Source organism: Priestia megaterium (assembly GCF_046599315.1).
GTDB lineage: Bacteria > Bacillota > Bacilli > Bacillales > Bacillaceae_H > Priestia > Priestia megaterium_F.
The window spans coordinates 523,754-544,268 of record NZ_JBKIKC010000002.1 but is presented as its reverse complement, the minus strand read 5'-3'; the positions used below and the strand labels follow the sequence as shown (position 1 = coordinate 544,268).

Here is a 20,515-nt window from a genome sequence, read left to right as displayed (position 1 = left end):
AAAACGCTGTTAGAATGACAATCGTAGAAAGAGAGGAAATGCAAATGAGCGGTCGAAAAGATGAAGAATTAGAGGGTGTATCACTCCTTGGAAATCAAGGTACAAACTATTTGTTTGAATATTCACCAGAGATTCTAGAAGCATTTGATAACAAACATCCAAATCGTGATTATTTTGTGAAATTCAACTGTCCAGAATTTACGAGCTTGTGCCCAAAAACGGGTCAGCCGGATTTCGCAACCATTTATATTAGTTACATTCCAGATGAAAAAATGGTGGAAAGTAAGTCGTTAAAGCTTTATTTGTTCAGCTTCCGTAATCATGGAGATTTCCATGAAGACTGTATGAATATTATTATGAATGACTTAATTGAACTGATGAATCCAAGATATATTGAAGTATGGGGAAAATTCACACCACGCGGCGGCATTTCAATTGATCCATATACAAACTATGGCCGTCCCGGTACGAAATATGAAGAAATGGCTAATTACCGCTTAATGAATCATGATTTATACCCGGAAACAATTGATAATCGTTAATTCGAACAAACAGGTTGTGTATGCAACCTGTTTTCCATTGCAAAAACAACAGGTGAGAAGGTGAAAGAATGTCACAGAGATCAGCATTAGTATTAGGTGCAAGCGGACTTGTTGGTCAAGAACTTTTAAAAATGTTATTAAGCAACAGCTTATATAACCATGTGACAGTTTTTGTTCGAAAAAAGTTACCAATCGAACACACAAAGCTACGTCAGCTCGAAATTGATTTTTCAGAGCTTGATAAGCACGAAGAATGCTTTGCAGTTGATGATGTATATTGCTGTTTAGGCACGACAATGAAAAAAGCAAAAACAAAAGCGAAATTCATCAAAGTGGATTACGAATTTCCTTTAAAGGCAGCTAAATGTGCAGAAAAGTATCGCTGCAAAAACTTTTTAACGATTACAGCAATTGGTGCTGATCTTCGTTCGCCATTCTTTTACAGTAAAGTAAAGGGGCAAGTAGAAGAAGATATCGCAAGCTTGTATATCCGTTCTACTCACTTTTTCCGCCCATCCTTATTATTAGGCAAGCGCCAAGAGTTTCGCCTATTTGAAAAAATTGGAGGATACACGTTAAAGTCGTGTTCATTTTGCCTTGTAGGAAAGTGGAGAAAGTATCGTCCGATTAAAGCGTATAACGTAGCCAAATCGATGATGAAAGCCGCACTTGAAGATAAATGTGGTGTTCATGTACATGAAAACCAAGATATCTATACAGGTGAATGCTATTATTCGTTTACCAATGGCAAACGTGTGTTATCAAAATAAAGAAAAGCCTCTTCTTAAGAAGAGGCTTTTTTCTATCTTCCGTCAGCATCGCCATCACCATCACCATCACTATCACTATCGTGTTTAGAAGCAGATTCATTCCAGCTTGTGTAGGAGTTAGCATCTTCTTCAGCATAATTCATGGGCTCAACGGATGTTTTTTTATTTGAAGTCTGCTTTCGTTTAAAAACGAACTGTACAATGAAAAAAAGAATGACAATAAGAGCAATGATAAACAATACAGTATCAAACATGCTAGTAATTCCTTTCGGCAAGAAGATAGTAGAAGCATGTTTCTATTGTCACACTAAAATAAGTCCCTTTCAAGAAAAAAAAGGGCCCGTTTTTGTTTCTTCAAGGAAACTTTTTTTATCTAAACCATATATTATTGTATGAAGAAACATTTTAGAAAAGAGGGAGTACAGTGAAAAAAAGTTCGAAGGATGTTAAGGTTCAACAGTATATTTACCTCATGTATAAACTGGGGATTATTACAGAAGAACAAAAAAATCAATTTTTCCAAAATCAATAAAAAAGCAACCGCTTTTGCTTTCCGGTTGCTTTTTATCTTTACATGGCTGGATTAATAATAGTGTAGTTTTTGTGGTTGACAACAGTTCGTTGTTCTAAATCTAAATCGCGGTAGTTTGTCATATAAGTCAAATCAACAATCACGGAATTTTCATTTACTTTTTCGACAATGCCCTGTAATCCATTTTTAAATTCTATCAAGTTTCCTACCTCTGCTATTTTCATAATTCATCGCTCCTTTGTTTTAAATTAGTCTCTTATTTTTTAATAATTTTAATTTTTAAAATAGTTAAACTAGTTAGCGCTTTCTTTTTTTACAATTTTGCCTTAAAACTGGGAATTAGTAAAGAGTTTTTTGAAAAAATATAAAATAAAATTGAAAAAATAAGTAAAATGTGCTGAGAAATAAAAGGGATTGGTAGCTTTAACGAAAGAGAGAAGCAGGACAGTTTCATCTTTATTCATCTTTCGTTATAATAAACGAGATATAATCTTGTCATAAACTATAAGAATTAGAAGGTGTAGAAATTGAAAGATACTGGACTCGTGCTCGAAGGAGGCGGTATGAGAGGCCTTTATACAACTGGGGTTTTAGATTACTTTATGGAAAGAAATCTATACCTTCCGTATGTAATCGGCGTTTCAGCTGGGGCTTGTCATGCGACTTCTTATTTATCTAGACAAATAGGAAGAAGTCGCAAAGCTAATTTAGATTTTTTAGAGGATCCTCGCTACTTGTCGTGGAAAAATTATTTTAAAACAAAAGAGATATTTGGAATGGATTTCGTTTTTGATGAAATTCCTAATCAGCTTCTTCCATTTGACTTTGAGGCATTTGCTGCGCGTGCAGAGAAGCTTGTAGTAGGAGCAACGGATTGTGTGACGGGAGAACCCGTTTATTTTGATGAGTATAACCGAGACATTTTGACAGCAGTTCGCGCTTCTAGTTCTCTTCCATTTTTAGCACCTGTCGTTACATATAAAGGAAAAGAGTTGTTAGACGGTGGAATCAGTGACCCGATTCCAATCAAAAAAGCAGTGCAGGATGGTTATCGAAAAAATATTGTTGTGCTAACACGAAACGAAGGCTATCGAAAGAAGAAATCAAATATGCTTTGGTTATTTAAGCGCAAATATCGTCATTATGACGGGTTGACTCGTGCGCTTGAAAACCGATATAAATTGTATAATGAAACATTGTCATATATTGAAGAACAGGAAAGACAAGGGAATATCTTTGTGATTCGTCCGCAAATCCCTCTTGTGGTAGGACGAATCGAGAAGAATCGTGAGCGTTTAGATGCTCTTTATACCCAAGGATACAAAGAAGCTGAAGCTCAATTTGCATCTCTGCAAAATTGGCTGAACAGTTAAAAACGAGGTGAAACTGAATGGATGAGCAAACAGCAATAAACATGTTGAATGAATTAAGTGAAGGAAAAGTAACCGAAATTAAAGTCAAAAAAGAGGACTTTCTTGCCTTTCGTCCTTTTTTAGTAAATAGACCTGATTTCAAACATTTCCGTGGAATTGCCGGACGCGGAGGCGATTTTACCTATACGTATTTAGAAATTCCTAGGAGCTAAACGGAAATGATGGCATTATTTGATTATGCCTTATATAATGGATGTATGAGCCTGTACAGTAGAGAATATACTGTTACAAGTGCTTGTGCATTTATTTAATAACGTACGGTAAGAGCGAATAAATGTGTTCAGTTATAGGAGGGATATTATGGATGAGTTTCGAAAAAGTACAGCACCTTTTTATTTTGCAGATCATATATGGAAAGATAAAAATGGAATGACGACTTATGGGATGCTGTTAACGAACCGGCCCGAAGATGACGGGGACTATGACCTCCATTCGTTATTAGAAGAAGCATATGTAGATCATAAAAAAATTCTAATTACTACTGTTTACGATAACAGTGAACAGCAGTTGACCGGATACGTGATACATTTATCAGAGGATCAAGACGTCTTTACGTTTATGGATGATACGGGTGCTAAGCTAGTGATTGATTTCTATGACGTTGTAGAAATTGAGATTGAGGATTAAAAAAAGCTGAATGTTGATTACAACATTCAGCTTTTTTGTGTAAAAGTAGATGAATTTAGATGTTTACCATAAAAAGTATAAGGGAAAAGTAAATGGAGAAATTTCTGATTAAACTGAAATGAATCGGGAAAATATACCTGCATTTTAGAAAAATTACCGTGATTATGACAAAAAACAAGGTACAATGTCATAATTGTGTTCCGAACGTAATTTTGTTCATCAAACTTAAAGAAATGTAATTGAATCGTTCGGTGAAACCTATATATAGCTATGATAGAGTAATACCATACGAAATTTCAGGAGGTATTACCTATGAAACATAGTTATATGAAATCAATGGTAGTAGCTTGTTTAGCTACTCTTTCATTTATAGGTTTTAATGCAACAGCTACGGCTGCAACTAATTATAAAGTAGTCAAAGGCGATAGTCTTTGGAAGTTAGGTAAAAGATATAGTGTAACAATTGACGATATTAAAAAATTAAACAATCGTCAAGGAGAGATGATTTATATTGGTGAAACATTAACTATTCCGAGTGAGACAAAAGTGCTGGCTGCTGAAACAACCGAACCTTCAACGACAGCACCTGCTAATACAGCCAAGCCTGAACCAAAACCAGAAGCGAAACCGGCAGAGCAGGAAACATCTGCAGTTTCTATTTCTGCAAGTGAAAAAGATTTATTGGCTCGCCTAGTAGAAGCTGAAGCAAAAGGCGAATCGTATGAAGGAAAAGTAGGGGTAGCAACAGTTGTGTTGAACCGTGTAGATTCTCCGAAGTTTCCAGATACGGTAACAGGAGTTATTAAACAAGTTGTCGGAAAAGCATACGCTTTTTCACCGGTTCAAAACGGATCGATTAATAAACCTGCTTCAGAAGAGTCGAAAAAAGCGGTAGAGCAAGCATTGACAAGAAAAGATCGTTTAGACGATTCTATTTATTTTTATAATCCAAAAACAGCTACTGATAACTGGATTCGTTCACGTGCTGTAATTAAAACAATTGATCATCATGTATTTGCTAAATAAAAAAGAGCCGGTTGGGCTCTTTTTTTAGTCAAAAAAGATATTGCGTTCCAAACTGCCTTCAGAACCTGTTAAAACCAGACCAATATCGGTATTAGCTTCTAAGTTCCGAACAATGGTAAAAGGCACTTTGTATTCGTTAGCAGCTTGAACATAAGGGGAGAGATATGAATAAGATAAGGAGCCATTTAAAAACAAATGACCGTCTTTTACTTTTTTTAAAAGAGGCTTTATTTTTGCTATATCCTTTTTCATGACTTGTCCTTTTTTTAGTGCAATTTCAATATTCTCACGTAGAGCAGTTAAGAAATATCTTCGTTCGTCTCTTTTCGTTTCCTTTGCTCCGTACATTCCTCTTTCTAAATATTCTTCTAGTTGATCAGACATTATGTCACTTCCTTTCGTTATAAACTATAAACGATTATGTGTATAAGTAAAAGGGACAAGAAAAAAGGAAAATAACTGTGCTATATCACCTGTTTTTTTGCTGAGTATAAAGAAAAACAAAAAATATGTTGAAATTTAGTCTGAAATATTGTTTAATGTAAATAGATAGACAATCATATCGATTTTTTATTAAAGGTTTGTAAGCGATTACAGATATACATACATAGCAGCGTTTGGGGAGACGCTCCTATGATTTTATGTTCAAGGCGCATTATATAAAAAGGGGATTATATAGCTTTAGGGCATATACGGTCAAGCAAAGGGTCAGATAAATTAATAAAAAATCGCTATGTATTTTCATAAAAAGAACGGTCAACATTTTTGTTGAGCGTTCTTTTTATGTTTGTTTTTCATTCAAGCAGCTGCTGAAAGTTCATAAAGGTCCGTTCCTCATTTTGTCTTTCTTTTCTCACATCAGTTACATGTAGTATGCATCAAATCCCGAAAAAGTATATATAAGGTTGTTCAATCATAACGCCGTAATAGAAAAGGAATATTTTTTAAGAAATCACTAAAAAAAGAGGCGATTGCCTATGCAAGAAGTGGGTGAATAACATATGTAATAGAGAGAATGAAATATAACTTGAGGAGGTATGTATCATGCAAGAATTTGATATTAATGACATAAGAAGACCATTCGGTGGTTTTGGAGGCTTTGGCCGTCCGGGCTTCGGTTTCGGTCGTCCAGGTTTTGGCTTCGGCCGCCCAGGTTTCGGCTTTGGTCGTCCGGGGTTCGGCTTCGGTTTTGGTCGCCCTTGGGGTTGGGGCTTTGGAGCTCCATTTCTTGGAGGGTTAGTTCTTGGAAGTGCATTAGCAGGTCCAGGTTATTACGGTTATCCAGCACCATATTACCCGCCGTACCCACCATATTATCCTTATTATTATTAAAACAGTGAGCGCTGATAAAGCGCTCTTTTATTATGTCCAATCTGAGGGAGATACAAACTGAATGCAAGAAGTTACGTTTAGAAAATGATAACAGTTTTAAATAAGGAATGAATGCTTAAGCTAAAGGAGACAAGTTTTCCTTGCAACAATTGTTGATTTTGCTATAATAACTTCGGTGGCATTTTTGGTCACTGGGTGGGCGAGGGATAGATGAAAAGAAGGAAATTAGATTGAACGCATTATTTGAAAAGTTGTTTCGTTTAAACGACCACCAAACAACTGTCGGAAAAGAAAGCTTAGCTGGGGTCATTTCATTTCTTTCCATCGTGTATATTATTGCTGTTAATTCTACTATTTTGTCTGATGCCGGTATTCCGCTTGAAGCAGGAATATTTGCGACAGTAGCTTCGGCTTTTGTCGGCTGTGTTATTATGGCTTTTTGGGCAAATGCGCCTCTTATTTTGGTGCCAGGTATGGGGATTAATGCATTGTTTACGTATACGATGGTTCAATCAATGGGATTATCTTGGCAAGAAGGGTTATTAGCAGTAGTGGTATCCGGCTTTCTTTTTACAGCATTAGCTTTTTCACGATTGTCTGCCAAAATTGTCTCATCGATTCCACATTCGCTAAAAGAAGCGATAACAGTCGGTGTTGGCTTATTCTTAACGTTTATCGGTTTGCAAAAAGGGAAGCTTGTAGTTCCAAGCGAAACCACTTTTGTAGCACTTGGAGACTTGTCGGATCCGTTTGTGATCAGTACGTTGTTGACGTTAATTATCACAATCGTACTGTTTATCCGAAATGTGAAAGGCAACTTTTTGTTAAGTATGATTGTTGGATCAGTCCTTGCCTTTTTACTAGGTGTAAGAAGCGGTGCAGAAAAAGGACAGTCGGCTGCGAGTGTGGACGACTTTTTTAGTAGCTTTGGCACATTATCTTTTGGAGCTATTGGGGACGTTGCGTTTTGGGCAGCTGTATTTTCATTAACAATGGTATTGATTTTTGAAAATATCGGTTTGCTGCACGGTCAGCTAGGTATGATGAATCAAGATAGCAAATTTCCGCGAGCATTTCAAGCAACAGCAGCATCTGCCTTGCTAAGCGGTGTGTGTGGAACAAGTCCAACGGTGTCTTCTGTAGAAGGAGCATCTGGTATTGCAGCTGGAGGGAGAACGGGTTTAACATCGCTGATTACAGGAGTTTTATTTTTAAGTTCACTTCTGTTTATTCCCTTTATTAAGCTGGTTCCAGATAGTGCTATTGCACCTATTCTCATTGTTATTGGAGCATTGATGATTCAAAATATCAAAAACATTAATTTACAGGACTTAACAGAAGGTTTCCCTGCATTTTTAATTATTGCGCTTATTCCTCTTACGTACAGCATTGCTGATGGAATTGCATTTGGGTTCATTGCGTATCCACTGCTTAAATTATTCCTTGGTAAAATGCGTGAAGTATCGATGTTTATGTATGTAAGCGCGTTACTGTTTTTCTTGAACTTTGTTCTGCATTATATTGCTTAAAATAGACAGCTGAGTACTTTTACTCAGCTGTTTTTTTGTGTTTGCAGGTAGAGAATCCTCTTTTGAGATACATACTCCGTATTTCGTGTCCTTTGGCTAATCTGTCGCTTCTAAAATAACGTTTCCTGCGTAAAGTAGTACAGAAGCCGGAGGGAGATATGAAGGGGAGAAAACGATGGAATTTAAATTAATTAAAATATCAGCTGTTTATTTTGGAATTGGCATCATAGTAGGGTATTATATGTCAATTGTTCACAGCTACGCTTTGACACCAGTTCATGTGCACATCAATTTGTTAGGGTGGACGTCGCTTACGTTGGCCGGGCTTATTTATTATTTGTTTCCCACGTTTAGCGAAAGTAAATTAGCCAAACTGCGCGTATGGTTGTACAATATAGGATTACCGGTCATGATGATTGGTTTATTTTTTATGATCGTACTAGAAAATCAAGCTTTTACACATGTAGTGGCAGCAGGAGCAACACTTACTGCTATTGGCGTTTTAATTTTTGTGTAACACATCCTTAAAAATTTGAAATCTGAACGATAAACGATGATGGTTGCTAATTTCAAAAGGAAAATGAACCAGCTATAGCGAATATACATGTAAACAACGTGAAAGTATGATTTACATAAAGGTGTGCTAGGCATCTTTATAAGGAGGGGTAAGCTGCAGGGATTTCTAGCTCTTATAAAAGCCAATAAAAGGGCTGATTATAAGTTTCTTGCGGCGGAGATACTATGGGAGAACATCAACAATTAGTGCGTGTTAGGGAGCTAGCAAATGAAATTATTCGACTTCGTCTTCAAGACCGTAGAACTTATGACGAATTAGAGTTGCAAAATAATGTAGAGTTGTTGTCTCGTTCTGTAGTTGACTTAGTAAATATTATGTTAGCCGAAGATGTGGATTCGCCTACGTCTTTAAAAGCTACAGCTTCTAAAATGAAAATGGTGTATAATAACATGCATCAAGTTGAGAAAAAAGATTATTTGCATTTCTAATTGCTAGGCTCCTTTTCGCCACAAACGAAATGGAGGTGTACGAGGCAGATGCTATCGTCACTAACGACTTCTGAAGCTATTGTAGCATCCGTTCTTGCACTGGTTGTCATTGCCGTTTCCATTATCTTTTTTGCCACTCTTATTATGGTTGTTGTTCGAAGAGAAAGAACCAGCAGCTTGGTTAATCACGGAGAGCATGCAGATGGGAAGCAAAAAAGCTTAGGTGAATTTTTTCGTTCTTTACGAAAAAAATAAATACCATTTTCTTATTAAATAGATAAAAGCGGTCAATTCAACGTTGACCGCTTTTTTTTAGGTTGTTCGCTTATTTTTTTCTAATACAATACGTGCTGCTTCACTAACAGATGACACAACAGCAGACGCTTGGCGCTGAACCGCTTCAGGAGCAGTAGACATAGCGAAACTGTTTAGCGTCAATTGAAACATAGGGATATCATTAAATGAATCTCCCACACATGCAATTTCCTCTGGTTTTAGCTGAAGATGATTTAATAAAATTTCAATGGCATTTCCTTTGCTAATATGTTTAGGCATAATATCCAAACACTGCTTGGCCGAAATATATGTATCAATATCATCGCCAAACTCTTCGTTCAACTCTTTTTGCAGTGCTACCATTTCATCATGATCTCCAAGAACCGTGATTTTAGAGGGAGCAAGAGCGTGACCAAATGAATCCGTCATTCCAATTTGTTCTTTAATAGGGAAAAACATGTGAGTTTCAATTGCTTCGATAATTTCATTTCGCTGCTCTACATAATTCGTATCGTTTGAACAGACAAGCGTAATACGGTTAGGATCTATCGTTTTCTTATAAAGCTGAACCGCTAAATCATCTTCAAACAATTTTCCGTGAAGTTCTTGGTTTTCTTTGGTCCACACAAATCCTCCGTTTTGGCTAATGCGATGAAATGTATTATTAATATCGGCCGAGATTTTTAAAATCTCCGTATCCATTCGTCCTGAAGCAAGACAAACCTCTACTCCTTGGCGCTGAAGTTCACTAAGTGCGTCTACATTATGCTGTTCTACGTATTTTTCTTCGTGTAAAAGAGTACCATCTAGATCGCTTACGAATAACTTAATCATTGCTTGAAAATTCCTTTCCTTGAAAATTCCTTTCCTTGAAAATCTGCTGTGATAAGAGCTGTACAAATTTATTACTTTCTTTATTCTATCAGTGTTTCCCAAGAAACTCATAAAAAAAGCTCAAATCAGCGGCGAATTCAAAGAGAGTGAGATATAACTACATCAATCCAATCTAAAGACGAACAAATTGGATTGATGAGCTAGTATAGATTGCTTGTTACATCACTGTTAATTCCCGTGCAAGGCTTCGCTTGCGCTCCTGCGGAGTCTTCGCCTTACCCTCTAATCAACAGCTAGAAGCCACTACATACATGAAACCTAGGTTCACCATACCAATGAAAAAGTCCGAACGAGTTTGATTTTCCATCAAGAATCTCGATTCATCGTTCGGATTTTCTTTCGACTAAAATACTTTTGTTCTAGCCTCTTTTTTGGGTTTGTTCACTGTAAAAAACAGCCGCGGTCTAAAAGACCGCGGCTGTTTTTTATAAGACGTTAAAATATTTCGCTTCAGGATGTGCAAAAACAAGGGCTGTAACGGAAGCTTCTGGTTCCATCATGAAGCCGTCTGTTAGTTGAATGCCAATGTCTTCAGGTTTAATTAATTTAAACAGTTTTGCTTGGTCTTCAAGGTCTGGACATGCAGGATATCCGAATGAAAAACGCTGACCTTGGTATTTGGCTGAGAAACGCTCCGCCATTGTAAAGTCAGGAGAATCAGGGAATCCCCAACGGTCACGAATTTGCTGATGAACACGTTCAGCTAATCCTTCAGCTAATTCAAGCGCAAGAGCTTGGAACACATGACTCTTTAAAAACTCGCCGTTTTCTTTGAATTTCGCTGCGCGTTCACGAATGCCTGTTCCTGCTGTTACAGAGAAGAAACATACGTAATCCATCTCTTTTTCTTTAGGTTTTGCAAAATCAGATAAGCATAAGAACTGTCCTTTTGCTTGTCGAGGGAAGCTAAAACGTTCAATTTCTGTTTTTTCATCAGTAGGGTCATAAATAATTAAGTCATTTCCGTCTGCTTGAGCAGGGAAGAACTGATAAATAACCGCTGGTTTAATTAAGTTTTCTTTTAGTGCCAATTCAAGCAGGTCGTCAACGGTTTCTTTTAATTGAACAGCACGCTCGTCTTTTTCAGCAAGCAGTTTATTCACTTTTCCTTTTAGTCCTAAGTGATGGCCTAAAAGCATCTGCCAGTTAATATATGGAAGAACCTGTGCCAAATCGTAGTGTTTGACGACGTGACGCTTTAAATCAGCTGGTACGAAAACAGGAGCGTCCGTTGAAACAGCGGATCTTTCTAAAACAGCCGTAGCTGCTTGAGCAGTTTGAGGCTGGCGTTCTCGAACTGTTACTTTCTTTTCTTGGCGCGTTTTTAGATCTTCTAAAAGCTGAATAACCTCTTCTTTGTTTTGCAGTTTATTTGCTAACGCTAATCCGTCCATCGCATCTTTGGCGTATAGTACCGCACCTTCATATTCCGGGGCGATTTTAAAGTCAGTAAATTTACGGGAAAGGGCAGCGCCTCCTACCATAATTGGAACGTCAATGCTAGATTGTGTTAAGTCTTGGGCAGTTAAAACCATTTGCTGAGCTGATTTTACTAGAAGACCTGACAGGCCAATGATATCTGGCTTTTCGTCTTTTACTGCTTCAATCAGCTGCTGCGGCGTTACTTTAATACCTAAATCAATTACTTTAAAACCATTATTGCTTAAAATAATGTCAACTAAGTTTTTACCGATATCGTGTACGTCGCCTTTAACTGTTGCAAGAATAACTTTTCCTTTTCCAGAATCATTTTCAGTTGCTTCCATATGAGGCTCTAAAAAGGCAACGGATGCTTTCATCACTTCCGCACTTTGAAGGACTTCCGCCACAATCAGCTGGTTGTCATTAAACAAGCGTCCAACTTCCGCCATCCCTTCCATAAGCGGTCCGTTAATAATATCTAACGGATCATCATACTGAGCTAAAGCCTGTTCTAAATCAGGAAGCAATCCTTCTTTAGTACCTTCGACAATATACATTGCCAATCGTTCTTCGAGTGTTAATGTAGAAATTTCTACTTTTGCTTCTTTCTTTTTATCACGATAAAAGTCGGTAAACGTGCTTAGCGTTTCATCAGTTGTGTCAAATAATAAAGCATTAGCAAGCTCGATTTCAGCTTCTGGAATAGAAGCATAGCGCTCTAATTTTTCTGTATTAACAATGGCATAGTCGAGCCCAGCCTGCGTACAGTGATAAAGATAAACGGCATTTAGTACTTCACGTCCGACTGGAGGGAGGCCGAATGACACGTTACTTACGCCAAGAATGGTCAGGCAATCAGGCAAGGCTTCTTTAATCATTTTAATTCCTTTAACTGTCTCTTCAGCAGAACCAATATATTGTTCATCACCAGTCCCCACAGGAAACACAAGAGGGTCAAAGATAATATCTTTTGGATTAAAGCCATGTTTTTCAACAAGTAAATCATGTGAGCGTTTAGCAATCTCTACTTTTCGTTCTGCAGTAACGGCCATGCCTGTTTCATCGATTGTGCCGACAACCAGAGCTGCACCGAATTTTTTTACTAGCGGCAAGATTGCATCAAAACGCTCTTCACCATCTTCTAAGTTAATGGAGTTAATAATGACCTTACCTTGTGAGTACGTTAAAGCTTTTTCAATAACTTTCTCGTCGGTTGAATCAATTACAAGAGGAACCTTTACTTTTTTTACAACTTCTTGAATAAATTCCTCCATGTCTTCCATTTCTTCGCGGTCAGGATCCGCTAAGCAGATATCAATAACGTGAGCACCATTTTTAACTTGAGCGCGAGCAATTTCAGATGCTTCTTCAATTTTTCCTTCTGCTATCAGACGCTTGAACTTGCGAGACCCGATTACATTCGTACGTTCTCCCACAAAAAGAGGGCGCATAGAATCGTCATATACAAGTGATTCGATACCAGTTACAGCATGGTTATGCTCGGAGCGGTCAAGCGAACGAGGAGCAACCTCTTTTACCGCTTCAGCCAGTGCTTTAATATGAGCAGGAGTTGTACCACAACATCCACCTACAAAGTTTAGCCAGCCTTTATCAGCAAACCCCTTAATTTTTTGAGCAAGCAGCTCAGGGGATTCGTGATAATTACCTTCCTCATCTGGAAGTCCAGCGTTTGGGTAACAGCTAACAGCTGAAGTCGCTAGGTCTGAAAGAGAGCGAATATGATCCGTCATGAATTCAGGACCTGTTGCGCAGTTAAGTCCGACTGAAAGAGGCTTCATGTGCTCTAATGATAAATAAAAAGACTCGATATCTTGACCAGCCAGAGTTGTTCCCATTGGTTCAATCGTTCCTGAAATCATAATAGGAACTTCGGTTTTTAGTTTTTCAAACGCAGCGGTGATGCCTAGAAACGCTGCTTTTACGTTCAGCATGTCTTGACATGTTTCGACTAAAAGTAGATCAACGCCGCCGTCTAATAATCCCCGAACTTGCTCTTCGTACGATTCTACTAACTCAGGGAATGTAATACCTCCGGTAACAGAAAGAGTTTTAGTTGTAGGACCGATAGCTCCAGCTACGAACCTAGGCCACTCGGGAGTTGAATACTTATCGCGAGCTGCACAAGCCAGCTTCACAGCTTCGATATTCAACTCATACGCCAAGTGTCCTAAATCGTATTCATCAAGTACGGTAGATGTTGAGCCAAACGTATTGGTTTCGATAATGTCAGCGCCCGCTGCAAAGTACTCTTCATGAATGCGCTGAATTACATGAGGCGCCGTCCGAGTCAAATATTCGTTGCAACCCTCATATTCTTCGCCGCCAAAATCCTCAGCGGTTAAATCAGCATCTTGAATCATCGTTCCCATTGCTCCATCAATGACGAGTATTCGCTTCTTTAGTTGTTGTTCGATAAGTGAGCTCATTTATATCTTCCTTTCTGATGTAACGAGTTGCTTGTCATGAATATAGCGTGTTAGAATTTCGGTCATTTCATAGCGCATAAACGGCGTAATTAAGTAAATACCGTCAAATAACTCATATGCCGTATCAATTAAGTTTTTGGCGATCGCAAGGCCTTCAACTTCGCCGCGAATTCGATCATTTCCGGTTGCGTCCATTCGCTCTAGAATATCTTCTGATAATTTAATTCCAGGTACTTCATGGTGAATAAATCGAGCATTTCTTGCGCTTGTTAGTGGCATGATTCCGATGTATACCGGTGTTGTTAATTGTTTGGTTGCTTCATGCACCTCTTCAATTTGCTTAGTTGAATAGAGAGGCTGAGTAATGAAATAGTGAGCCCCGCAGTCTATTTTCTTTTCTAAACGCTGAACTGCTCGGTCTAAGTGACGCACATTTGGGTTAAAGGCAGCTGCGATGGAAAAATTAGTTTTTTGACCAAGTGGTTTACCTGAATAAGATAGTCCTTCATTGAACTGAGCAATTAAACTAATCAAGTCAAATGAAGATAAATCGTAGACTGAAGTGGCGCCAGGGAAATCGCCAACTTTTGACGGATCACCGGTAATCGCAAGTACTTGATTCATTCCTAACGTATGAAGTCCCATTAAATGAGATTGAAGTCCAATTAAATTTCGGTCGCGACATGTAATATGAATAAGCGGTCGGGCCTTTGTTTCTTGCTGCATGAGTGTTGCCATTGCCAAGTTGCTGATGCGAGGCGAGGCAAGAGAGTTATCAGCTAATGTAATAGCATCTACACCGACTTTATCAAGTGCTTTTGCACCTTCTAAAAATTTCGTCGGACCAAGCTGTTTAGGTGGGTCTAGCTCGACGATAACCGAGCGGCGCTTCTTCACAATTTCATGCATATGAGGCTTATCCTGCTGTTCACGCTCTTGAACCGTAACGGCTGGCCTCATTTTAACTACTTTGCTTGTAACTGGAGGCTGGTCTTTTAAGGCAGACGACATCGCACGTACGTGAGCAGGTGTTGTGCCGCAGCATCCGCCAATTAAGCGAACGCCTTGTTCGCGGAATAAACGCGCGCTTTCTACAAAGTAGTCTTCATTCGTTTCATATTCTAATTTTCCTTCCACATACGCCGGGAGGCTGGCGTTAGGGTAAGCAGATAAGAAAGCACGATCAGGAAGCGGTACTTCTTCAAGAGACTGAATCATATGATAAGGACCTAAACGGCAGTTGAGTCCTACAACATCTGCTCCTAAGTCTTCCAATTCTTTTAACGCATCTGCTAAAGGACGGCCATCTTGTAATACGCCGATATCATGGAGAGAAACGTGCGTAATAATAGGCTTATCCGTTTCTTTTCTTGCGAGTGTAAGAACGGTCTTTAATTCTTCAAAATCGTAGTATGTTTCAAATAAAAGGCCATCTACGCCTTCATTTAAAAGCCAAAACATTTGTTCACGAATGCTTCTCTTAACCTCTTCTAAACTAATAGCGTTTTTTTGGAAAGAACGAATCCCGCCGAGTGTACCCACAACGTACGCCTGATCTTTTACAGCTTGTTTCGCCAATTTTAGACCAGCGACATTGATATCCTTGACTGAATCTTCTAATCCATAACGCGCAAGTTTTTGATAATTAGCAGCATAAGTGTTAGTTTGAATAACGTTTGCACCTGCTTCTACATAGGCTCTGTGAATACGAGAAACCTCTTCTGGTTTGGTGATGTTTAATTCTTCAAAGCAGCTGTCGATACCGTGTGAGTAAAGGAGGGTACCAGTAGCACCGTCCCCAATTAAAATTTTAGACTTTAAATCTTCAAGTAACCCCATGTCAAAACCTCCTTAAATTGTTCCGCTTCTATTTTACGATTGATTCGTTTTATGCAATATGCCGATAAAATAGAAAAAGTCTTCCTAAGAAGAAGACTTTTTTCGCCTTCTTATCTTCCAAGCAATAAATTGCTTGCTGGATTTAGCACCATGTCTCTACCGACTGGTTGCTGAGGTTTCAAAGGGCCAGTCCCTCCACCTCTCATGATAAGAATCAATTGTATATAATTGAAACATATTTTTTTAAATAGAAAGAATACTTATTTAATAATTTATCTGATTTTTAGAAATTATACAACAGTAAATTGTGAATTTCCAGCAAATATTGGGGAAAATCTGAAAGATAAAATGAAAATATCCGTATATTTTGTTTGAAAATCGCTGTTATGTTAAGAGGCAGGGGCTTTTTTGTGAGAAAAACAAAAGAAAATGAGAAATGGAAAATAAATCAAAAAGGAAAAGCGTTAGGATGTCGTGGATTCACACGTAAAAAGGCTCGTCTTTTTTTTATAGTTTCTACATATAGTGAACTATGAAGGGTAGAAGGGTGATGGGCATGAAAAGGTGGAAACTCACGCTACAGGTTGCTGCTACGTATGTAGGCACCGTTGTAGGAGCCGGTTTTGCAACAGGTAAGGAGATCGTTCAGTTTTTTACACAGTACGGAGAGCTTGGAATGGTCGGAATTTTGGTCAGCGGCTTGTTTTTTATTTGGCTTGGTTCAAAAATGATGCTGCTTTCGCACGCAATAGGAGCTTCTTCTTATCAACAGCTTAATACATATTTATTTGGTGATGTGCTTGGAAAAGCCGTAAACGGCGTAATGATTATCATTTTATTTGGAGTAACTTCAGTCATGCTAGCGAGCACCGGGGCAATAGGAAAAGAGCAGTTCGGGCTGTGGCCTCCTGTTGGAATGATTCTTACAATTGTTTTAACCTATATATTTATTGTAAGAGGGATTAACGGAATTTTAATGGTTAATTCTCTTGTTGTGCCCATGATGCTTTCGTTTGCTTTTATCATCTTTGTGCCAAATATCAGCTATTTCTCACTGATTCAAACGAAGCCCGATTTAACGCTTGTCACACAGTGGAAGTGGGCGGTTAGTCCCTTTTTATATATTTCCCTAAATCTAGCGTTGGCTCAGGCCGTTTTGGTTCCGTTAGGAAGCTCCGTAAAGGATCGGAGCGTAATCAAAAAAGGAGCCGTAATAGGAGGGTGTGTCCTTACATTTATGCTTGTTTCTACTCATCTTGCACTTTCCAATTTACCTTATTCATTTCAACTCGATATTCCTATGAGTGCCGTTGTTAAGAATATCTCGGCTTGGGTGAATGTTTTATTTACTATAGTTGTGTTAGGTGAGATTTTTACTACATTGATTGGAAATGTATTTGGAATCGCTAAGCAGCTTCAGTCAGTTCTCCCTGTGAATGATAAACAAGCGTTTGTGTTTATTATCTTGGCTTGCTTTATTATTGGACAATTTGGATATGCACAGCTTCTTGAGTTTTTGTATCCGATATTTGGCTATATTGGACTAGCCTTTGTGTGGATGTTATGTATAAAAAAAGAAAAAGCGAGCTAATAGTTGGGGAAAAGCAAATGTAAAAAAACGAAGTTAAATGATGTGACAAGTTGATTTTACTTTGCTATAATGTAAATCAAATAAGACTATAGCAGTCGAATATATTATCCTTCGGGGTCGGGTGTAAGTCCCAACCGGCGGTGATAAAGCGTATGCTTTTAAGCCCGTGACCCGTTTTCATACGATGTATGTTAGCGGTGGATCTAGTTAAAATCTAGAGCCGACAGTAAAAGTCTGGATGGGAGAAGGATCAGGAAGCACAGTTGTTTTTTTGTGTTGTATTAACAAGGGACAGGTTCGCCTTTTTTAAAGCTACCCTTGTTTTCACACACCAAATACGACTGTTTATTTCGTATACAATTAGCGGAATTTTGCGTAGATAAAACTGATTCAGCTCAGCCGACCCCTTGGACATTTGTTCAAGGGGCTTTTTATTTTCAGTGGTTGGGGGAAAGATAAATATGAAAAAAAAGCAGCAGCTATTTCAAAACGGCATCAAAAGCTTGAATAGCGCCAAAGCGGGTGAAGAAAATGTTTACAGGTATTATTGAAGAAATTGGGAAAATAAAACGTATTCAAAAGGCCACCGAAGCAATTGTTCTTACGATCGATGCAAAGACCGTTTTAGAAGATGTGAACTTAGGGGACAGCATTTCAGTTAACGGCGTTTGTTTAACCGTAACGGCTTACTCTCAAAATGAATTTACGGTCGATGTCATGCCGGAAACAATTAAAGCAAGTACCCTTCAGCTTCTAACCGTTGGATCACGAGTCAACTTAGAACGAGCAATGGCTGCAAATGGCCGGTTTGGAGGGCATTTCGTTAGCGGACACGTTGATGGAATTGGAACAATTGTAAGTAAAACACGTAAAGGAAACGCCTTTTATTATGAAATTCAAGTCGATCCTGAACTGCGTAAATTTATGATGTTAAAAGGATCTGTTTCAGTAGATGGAACAAGTCTTACTATTTTTGATGTCAGCAATCAATCATTTACTATTTCTCTTATTCCCCATACGATGGTTCACACAGTCGTGGGAGACAAACAGCGAGGTGACAAGGTAAATATTGAATGCGATATGTTAGCTAAATATATGCATCAGATGATGGCTAACAAGTCAACTCCTGGCGCATCGAATCGTTCAGGTAATATGAAGGATTTATTGCAGCAGCATGGTTTTACAAATTAACAGCGAGGTGAAAGAGATGTTTCATAAAGTAGAAGAAGCCATTGAAGAATTAAAAAAGGGAAAAGTGGTTATTGTATGCGATGATGAAGATCGAGAAAATGAAGGGGATTTTATCGCATTAGCCGAAAAAACGACGCCTGAGGTTATCAACTTTATGGCTACTCATGGAAGAGGATTAATTTGTACACCTGTTAATGAAGAGATTGCACATAAATTAAATCTTCATCCGATGGTAGCGAACAATACGGATGTACACGGAACAGCCTTTACAGTGAGTATCGATCATATTTCAAGCACAACAGGTATCAGTGCACACGAACGTTCTGCTACTGTTATGGCTCTTGTAAATGAAGCGACGGTAGCCGGTGATTTTCAACGCCCAGGACATATCTTTCCATTGATTGCAAAAGACGGAGGTGTTCTGCAGCGTGCGGGCCATACAGAAGCCGCTGTTGATTTAGCAGTATTAGCGGGAGGAAAGCCTGCGGGTGTTATTTGTGAAATCATGAATGAAGATGGCACAATGGCACGGGTACCAGATTTAATAAAGATTGCGGAGCAGTTTGATTTAAAAATGATTACGATAAAAGATTTGATTGCCTACCGTCGCAAACATGATCAGCTTATTAGCCGTGAAGTAGAAGTAAGCTTACCTACGGCATTTGGTGATTTTAAAGCTATAGGATATACAAATAAACTTGATAATAAAGAACACGTGGCCCTTATCAAAGGTGATATTGATTATAATAGCCCCGTTCTAGTGCGCGTTCATTCTGAGTGTCTGACTGGAGATGTGTTTGGCTCTGAGCGCTGTGACTGCGGTCCTCAGCTTCACTCAGCTCTTACACAAATTGAAGAAGAAGGCCGTGGCATTTTGCTGTATATGCGTCAAGAGGGCAGAGGCATTGGCTTATTAAATAAGCTACGAGCATATAAGCTGCAAGAAGAAGGATATGATACCGTAGAAGCCAATGAAAAACTCGGGTTTGCGGCAGATTTAAGAGAGTACGGAATCGGGGCTCAAATCTTGAAAGACCTTGGAGTCAAGCAAATGAAGCTTTTAACAAATAATCCTCGTAAAATTACTGGTCTAAAAGGATACGACCTTGAAGTGGTAGAGCGAGTGCCTCTTCAAATGCCGGCAGTAGATGCCAATAAAAAATACTTAGATACAAAAGCTAAAAAATTAGGTCATTTATTACACTTATAAATTTACACTTTTTTCATTATAACAAATGAAGTTAATTTATGAAAAAAATGTAAATAACTATATATAATACTAGCAGGAGGAACAAAAGATGAATCATTTATATGAAGGAAACTTAGTTGGCACAGGGTTAAAAATTGGAATCGTTGTAGGACGTTTTAATGAATTTATTACAGGTCGTTTACTTAGTGGAGCAGAAGATGCGCTTAAACGTCACGGCGTAGCTGATGAAGATGTAGACGTGGCTTGGGTGCCGGGCGCTTATGAAATTCCATTAATTGCTAAAAAATTAGCCGAATCTAAAAAATATGATGCCGTTATTACGCTGGGAACTGTTATTCGAGGAGCTACTCCACACTTTGAGTTTGTATGTAATGAAGTAGCAAAAGGCGTTGCATCTCAAAGTTTACAAACGGGTGTGCCAATTATCTTTGGTGTATTAACAACTGAAACAATTGAGCAAGCAATTGAGCGTGCAGGAACAAAGGCAGGAAACAAAGGATGGGAAGCTGCAGCATCAGCTATTGAAATGGCTAACCTTTCAAAAATGATTGAAGGATAATAGATACTTTTCCAGCTTTTAAAAGCTGGAGAGTCGAGAGAGGCTGCAACAAAAATATTTTAGTTGAAGGAAGATCCGAACGATGAATCGAGATTCTTGATTGAGAATCAAACTCGTTCGGATTTTTTCATTTTTATAGTGAACGTAGGTTTCATTGATGTAGTTGCTTCTGGCTGGTGATTGGAGGGCAAGGCGAAGACTCCTGCGGAAAACGAAGGCTTGCAAGGAAATCAACAGCGGTATAATAAGTGATCTATACTAGCTCATTTATCCCATTTGTTCCTCTTTAG

22 protein-coding genes and 2 riboswitches are annotated in these 20,515 nt (G+C 38.4%); of the genes, 16 read left to right on the top strand and 6 right to left on the bottom strand.

The window, feature by feature from the left end:
* The first annotated feature begins 44 nt into the window (after positions 1–44).
* Positions 45–542, top strand: coding sequence for a preQ(1) synthase (queF, locus tag ACLHDF_RS10155; RefSeq protein WP_413918726.1), 498 nt, complete (start codon positions 45–47; stop codon positions 540–542).
* A 68-nt stretch (positions 543–610) separates the two neighbouring features.
* Positions 611–1,312, top strand: coding sequence for an NAD(P)H-binding protein (locus ACLHDF_RS10150; RefSeq protein WP_413918725.1), 702 nt, complete (start codon positions 611–613; stop codon positions 1,310–1,312).
* A gap of 32 nt (positions 1,313–1,344) precedes the next feature.
* Here ACLHDF_RS10150 and ACLHDF_RS10145 read toward each other — a convergent pair whose 3' ends face one another.
* On the bottom strand, positions 1,345–1,566 hold the full coding sequence (locus tag ACLHDF_RS10145; protein ID WP_413918724.1) for a hypothetical protein: 222 nt from the start codon (positions 1,564–1,566) through the stop codon (positions 1,345–1,347).
* Positions 1,567–1,882: 316 nt separating this feature from the next.
* The gene (locus ACLHDF_RS10140; protein ID WP_013055988.1) at positions 1,883–2,068 is read right to left on the bottom strand and encodes a YkvS family protein; all 186 of its coding nucleotides are present in this window, start codon (positions 2,066–2,068) and stop codon (positions 1,883–1,885) included.
* Between the two features lie 303 nt (positions 2,069–2,371).
* Between ACLHDF_RS10140 and ACLHDF_RS10135 the strand changes: the two genes are divergently transcribed.
* The 4 genes from ACLHDF_RS10135 to ACLHDF_RS10120 all read left to right on the top strand — a co-directional run bounded on the left by ACLHDF_RS10135 (position 2,372) and on the right by ACLHDF_RS10120 (position 4,930).
* Positions 2,372–3,217 (top strand): patatin-like phospholipase family protein, encoded by an 846-nt coding sequence (locus ACLHDF_RS10135; RefSeq protein WP_413918723.1) that lies wholly within the window; start codon positions 2,372–2,374, stop codon positions 3,215–3,217.
* A 17-nt stretch (positions 3,218–3,234) separates the two neighbouring features.
* The gene (locus ACLHDF_RS10130) at positions 3,235–3,429 is read left to right on the top strand and encodes a hypothetical protein (RefSeq protein WP_013055990.1); all 195 of its coding nucleotides are present in this window, start codon (positions 3,235–3,237) and stop codon (positions 3,427–3,429) included.
* Positions 3,430–3,577: 148 nt separating this feature from the next.
* Positions 3,578–3,904, top strand: a complete 327-nt coding sequence (locus ACLHDF_RS10125) for a hypothetical protein (protein WP_413918722.1) — start codon at positions 3,578–3,580, stop codon at positions 3,902–3,904.
* 312 nt (positions 3,905–4,216) lie between these two features.
* Positions 4,217–4,930 (top strand): cell wall hydrolase, encoded by a 714-nt coding sequence (locus tag ACLHDF_RS10120; RefSeq protein WP_413918721.1) that lies wholly within the window; start codon positions 4,217–4,219, stop codon positions 4,928–4,930.
* Positions 4,931–4,954: 24 nt separating this feature from the next.
* On the opposite strand, the gene ACLHDF_RS10115 is transcribed toward ACLHDF_RS10120, so the two are convergent.
* Positions 4,955–5,314 carry a YueI family protein gene (locus ACLHDF_RS10115; protein WP_413918720.1) on the bottom strand — a complete coding sequence of 120 codons (360 nt, stop codon included), beginning with the start codon at positions 5,312–5,314 and terminating at the stop codon, positions 4,955–4,957.
* A 660-nt stretch (positions 5,315–5,974) separates the two neighbouring features.
* Between ACLHDF_RS10115 and ACLHDF_RS10110 the strand changes: the two genes are divergently transcribed.
* The 5 genes from ACLHDF_RS10110 (at position 5,975) to ACLHDF_RS10090 (ending at position 9,051) form a co-directional block, all read left to right on the top strand.
* Positions 5,975–6,262: a hypothetical protein gene (locus tag ACLHDF_RS10110; RefSeq protein ID WP_013082251.1), complete on the top strand. Its 288-nt coding sequence runs from the start codon at positions 5,975–5,977 to the stop codon at positions 6,260–6,262.
* Positions 6,263–6,492: 230 nt separating this feature from the next.
* Positions 6,493–7,791 (top strand): NCS2 family permease, encoded by a 1,299-nt coding sequence (locus ACLHDF_RS10105; RefSeq protein ID WP_413918719.1) that lies wholly within the window; start codon positions 6,493–6,495, stop codon positions 7,789–7,791.
* Positions 7,792–7,966: 175 nt separating this feature from the next.
* Positions 7,967–8,308, top strand: coding sequence for a cytochrome-c oxidase (locus ACLHDF_RS10100; RefSeq protein WP_413918718.1), 342 nt, complete (start codon positions 7,967–7,969; stop codon positions 8,306–8,308).
* Positions 8,309–8,532: 224 nt separating this feature from the next.
* Positions 8,533–8,796, top strand: a complete 264-nt coding sequence (locus ACLHDF_RS10095; RefSeq protein WP_413918717.1) for a hypothetical protein — start codon at positions 8,533–8,535, stop codon at positions 8,794–8,796.
* A gap of 48 nt (positions 8,797–8,844) precedes the next feature.
* Positions 8,845–9,051, top strand: a complete 207-nt coding sequence (locus ACLHDF_RS10090) for a hypothetical protein (RefSeq protein ID WP_413918716.1) — start codon at positions 8,845–8,847, stop codon at positions 9,049–9,051.
* Positions 9,052–9,108: 57 nt separating this feature from the next.
* Here the strand turns inward: ACLHDF_RS10090 and ACLHDF_RS10085 are convergent, their stop codons facing one another.
* The 3 genes from ACLHDF_RS10085 to ACLHDF_RS10075 form a co-directional block, all read right to left on the bottom strand.
* Positions 9,109–9,906 carry an HAD family hydrolase gene (locus ACLHDF_RS10085; protein ID WP_413918715.1) on the bottom strand — a complete coding sequence of 266 codons (798 nt, stop codon included), beginning with the start codon at positions 9,904–9,906 and terminating at the stop codon, positions 9,109–9,111.
* 485 nt (positions 9,907–10,391) lie between these two features.
* On the bottom strand, positions 10,392–13,835 hold the full coding sequence (gene metH / locus ACLHDF_RS10080) for a methionine synthase (RefSeq protein WP_413918714.1): 3,444 nt from the start codon (positions 13,833–13,835) through the stop codon (positions 10,392–10,394).
* Positions 13,836–15,674: a bifunctional homocysteine S-methyltransferase/methylenetetrahydrofolate reductase gene (locus ACLHDF_RS10075; RefSeq protein WP_413918713.1), complete on the bottom strand. Its 1,839-nt coding sequence runs from the start codon at positions 15,672–15,674 to the stop codon at positions 13,836–13,838.
* Between the two features lie 107 nt (positions 15,675–15,781).
* Positions 15,782–15,888, bottom strand: a riboswitch (SAM riboswitch).
* Between the two features lie 196 nt (positions 15,889–16,084).
* On the opposite strand from ACLHDF_RS10075, the gene ACLHDF_RS10070 reads away from it, so the two are divergent.
* From ACLHDF_RS10070 to ribE (ACLHDF_RS10050), 5 genes are all read left to right on the top strand, one after another.
* Positions 16,085–16,210 (top strand): hypothetical protein, encoded by a 126-nt coding sequence (locus tag ACLHDF_RS10070; protein ID WP_413918712.1) that lies wholly within the window; start codon positions 16,085–16,087, stop codon positions 16,208–16,210.
* 20 nt (positions 16,211–16,230) lie between these two features.
* Complete coding sequence (locus tag ACLHDF_RS10065; RefSeq protein ID WP_413918711.1) at positions 16,231–17,265, top strand: amino acid/polyamine transporter II; 1,035 nt, start codon at positions 16,231–16,233, stop codon at positions 17,263–17,265.
* Between the two features lie 103 nt (positions 17,266–17,368).
* Positions 17,369–17,519: riboswitch (FMN riboswitch) on the top strand.
* Positions 17,520–17,796: 277 nt separating this feature from the next.
* Positions 17,797–18,456, top strand: coding sequence for a riboflavin synthase (gene ribE, locus ACLHDF_RS10060; protein ID WP_413918710.1), 660 nt, complete (start codon positions 17,797–17,799; stop codon positions 18,454–18,456).
* 16 nt (positions 18,457–18,472) lie between these two features.
* Positions 18,473–19,666 carry a bifunctional 3,4-dihydroxy-2-butanone-4-phosphate synthase/GTP cyclohydrolase II gene (locus ACLHDF_RS10055; protein ID WP_413918709.1) on the top strand — a complete coding sequence of 398 codons (1,194 nt, stop codon included), beginning with the start codon at positions 18,473–18,475 and terminating at the stop codon, positions 19,664–19,666.
* Positions 19,667–19,754: 88 nt separating this feature from the next.
* Positions 19,755–20,225, top strand: a complete 471-nt coding sequence (gene ribE, locus ACLHDF_RS10050) for a 6,7-dimethyl-8-ribityllumazine synthase (protein ID WP_413918708.1) — start codon at positions 19,755–19,757, stop codon at positions 20,223–20,225.
* The last annotated feature ends 290 nt before the right edge of the window (positions 20,226–20,515 follow it).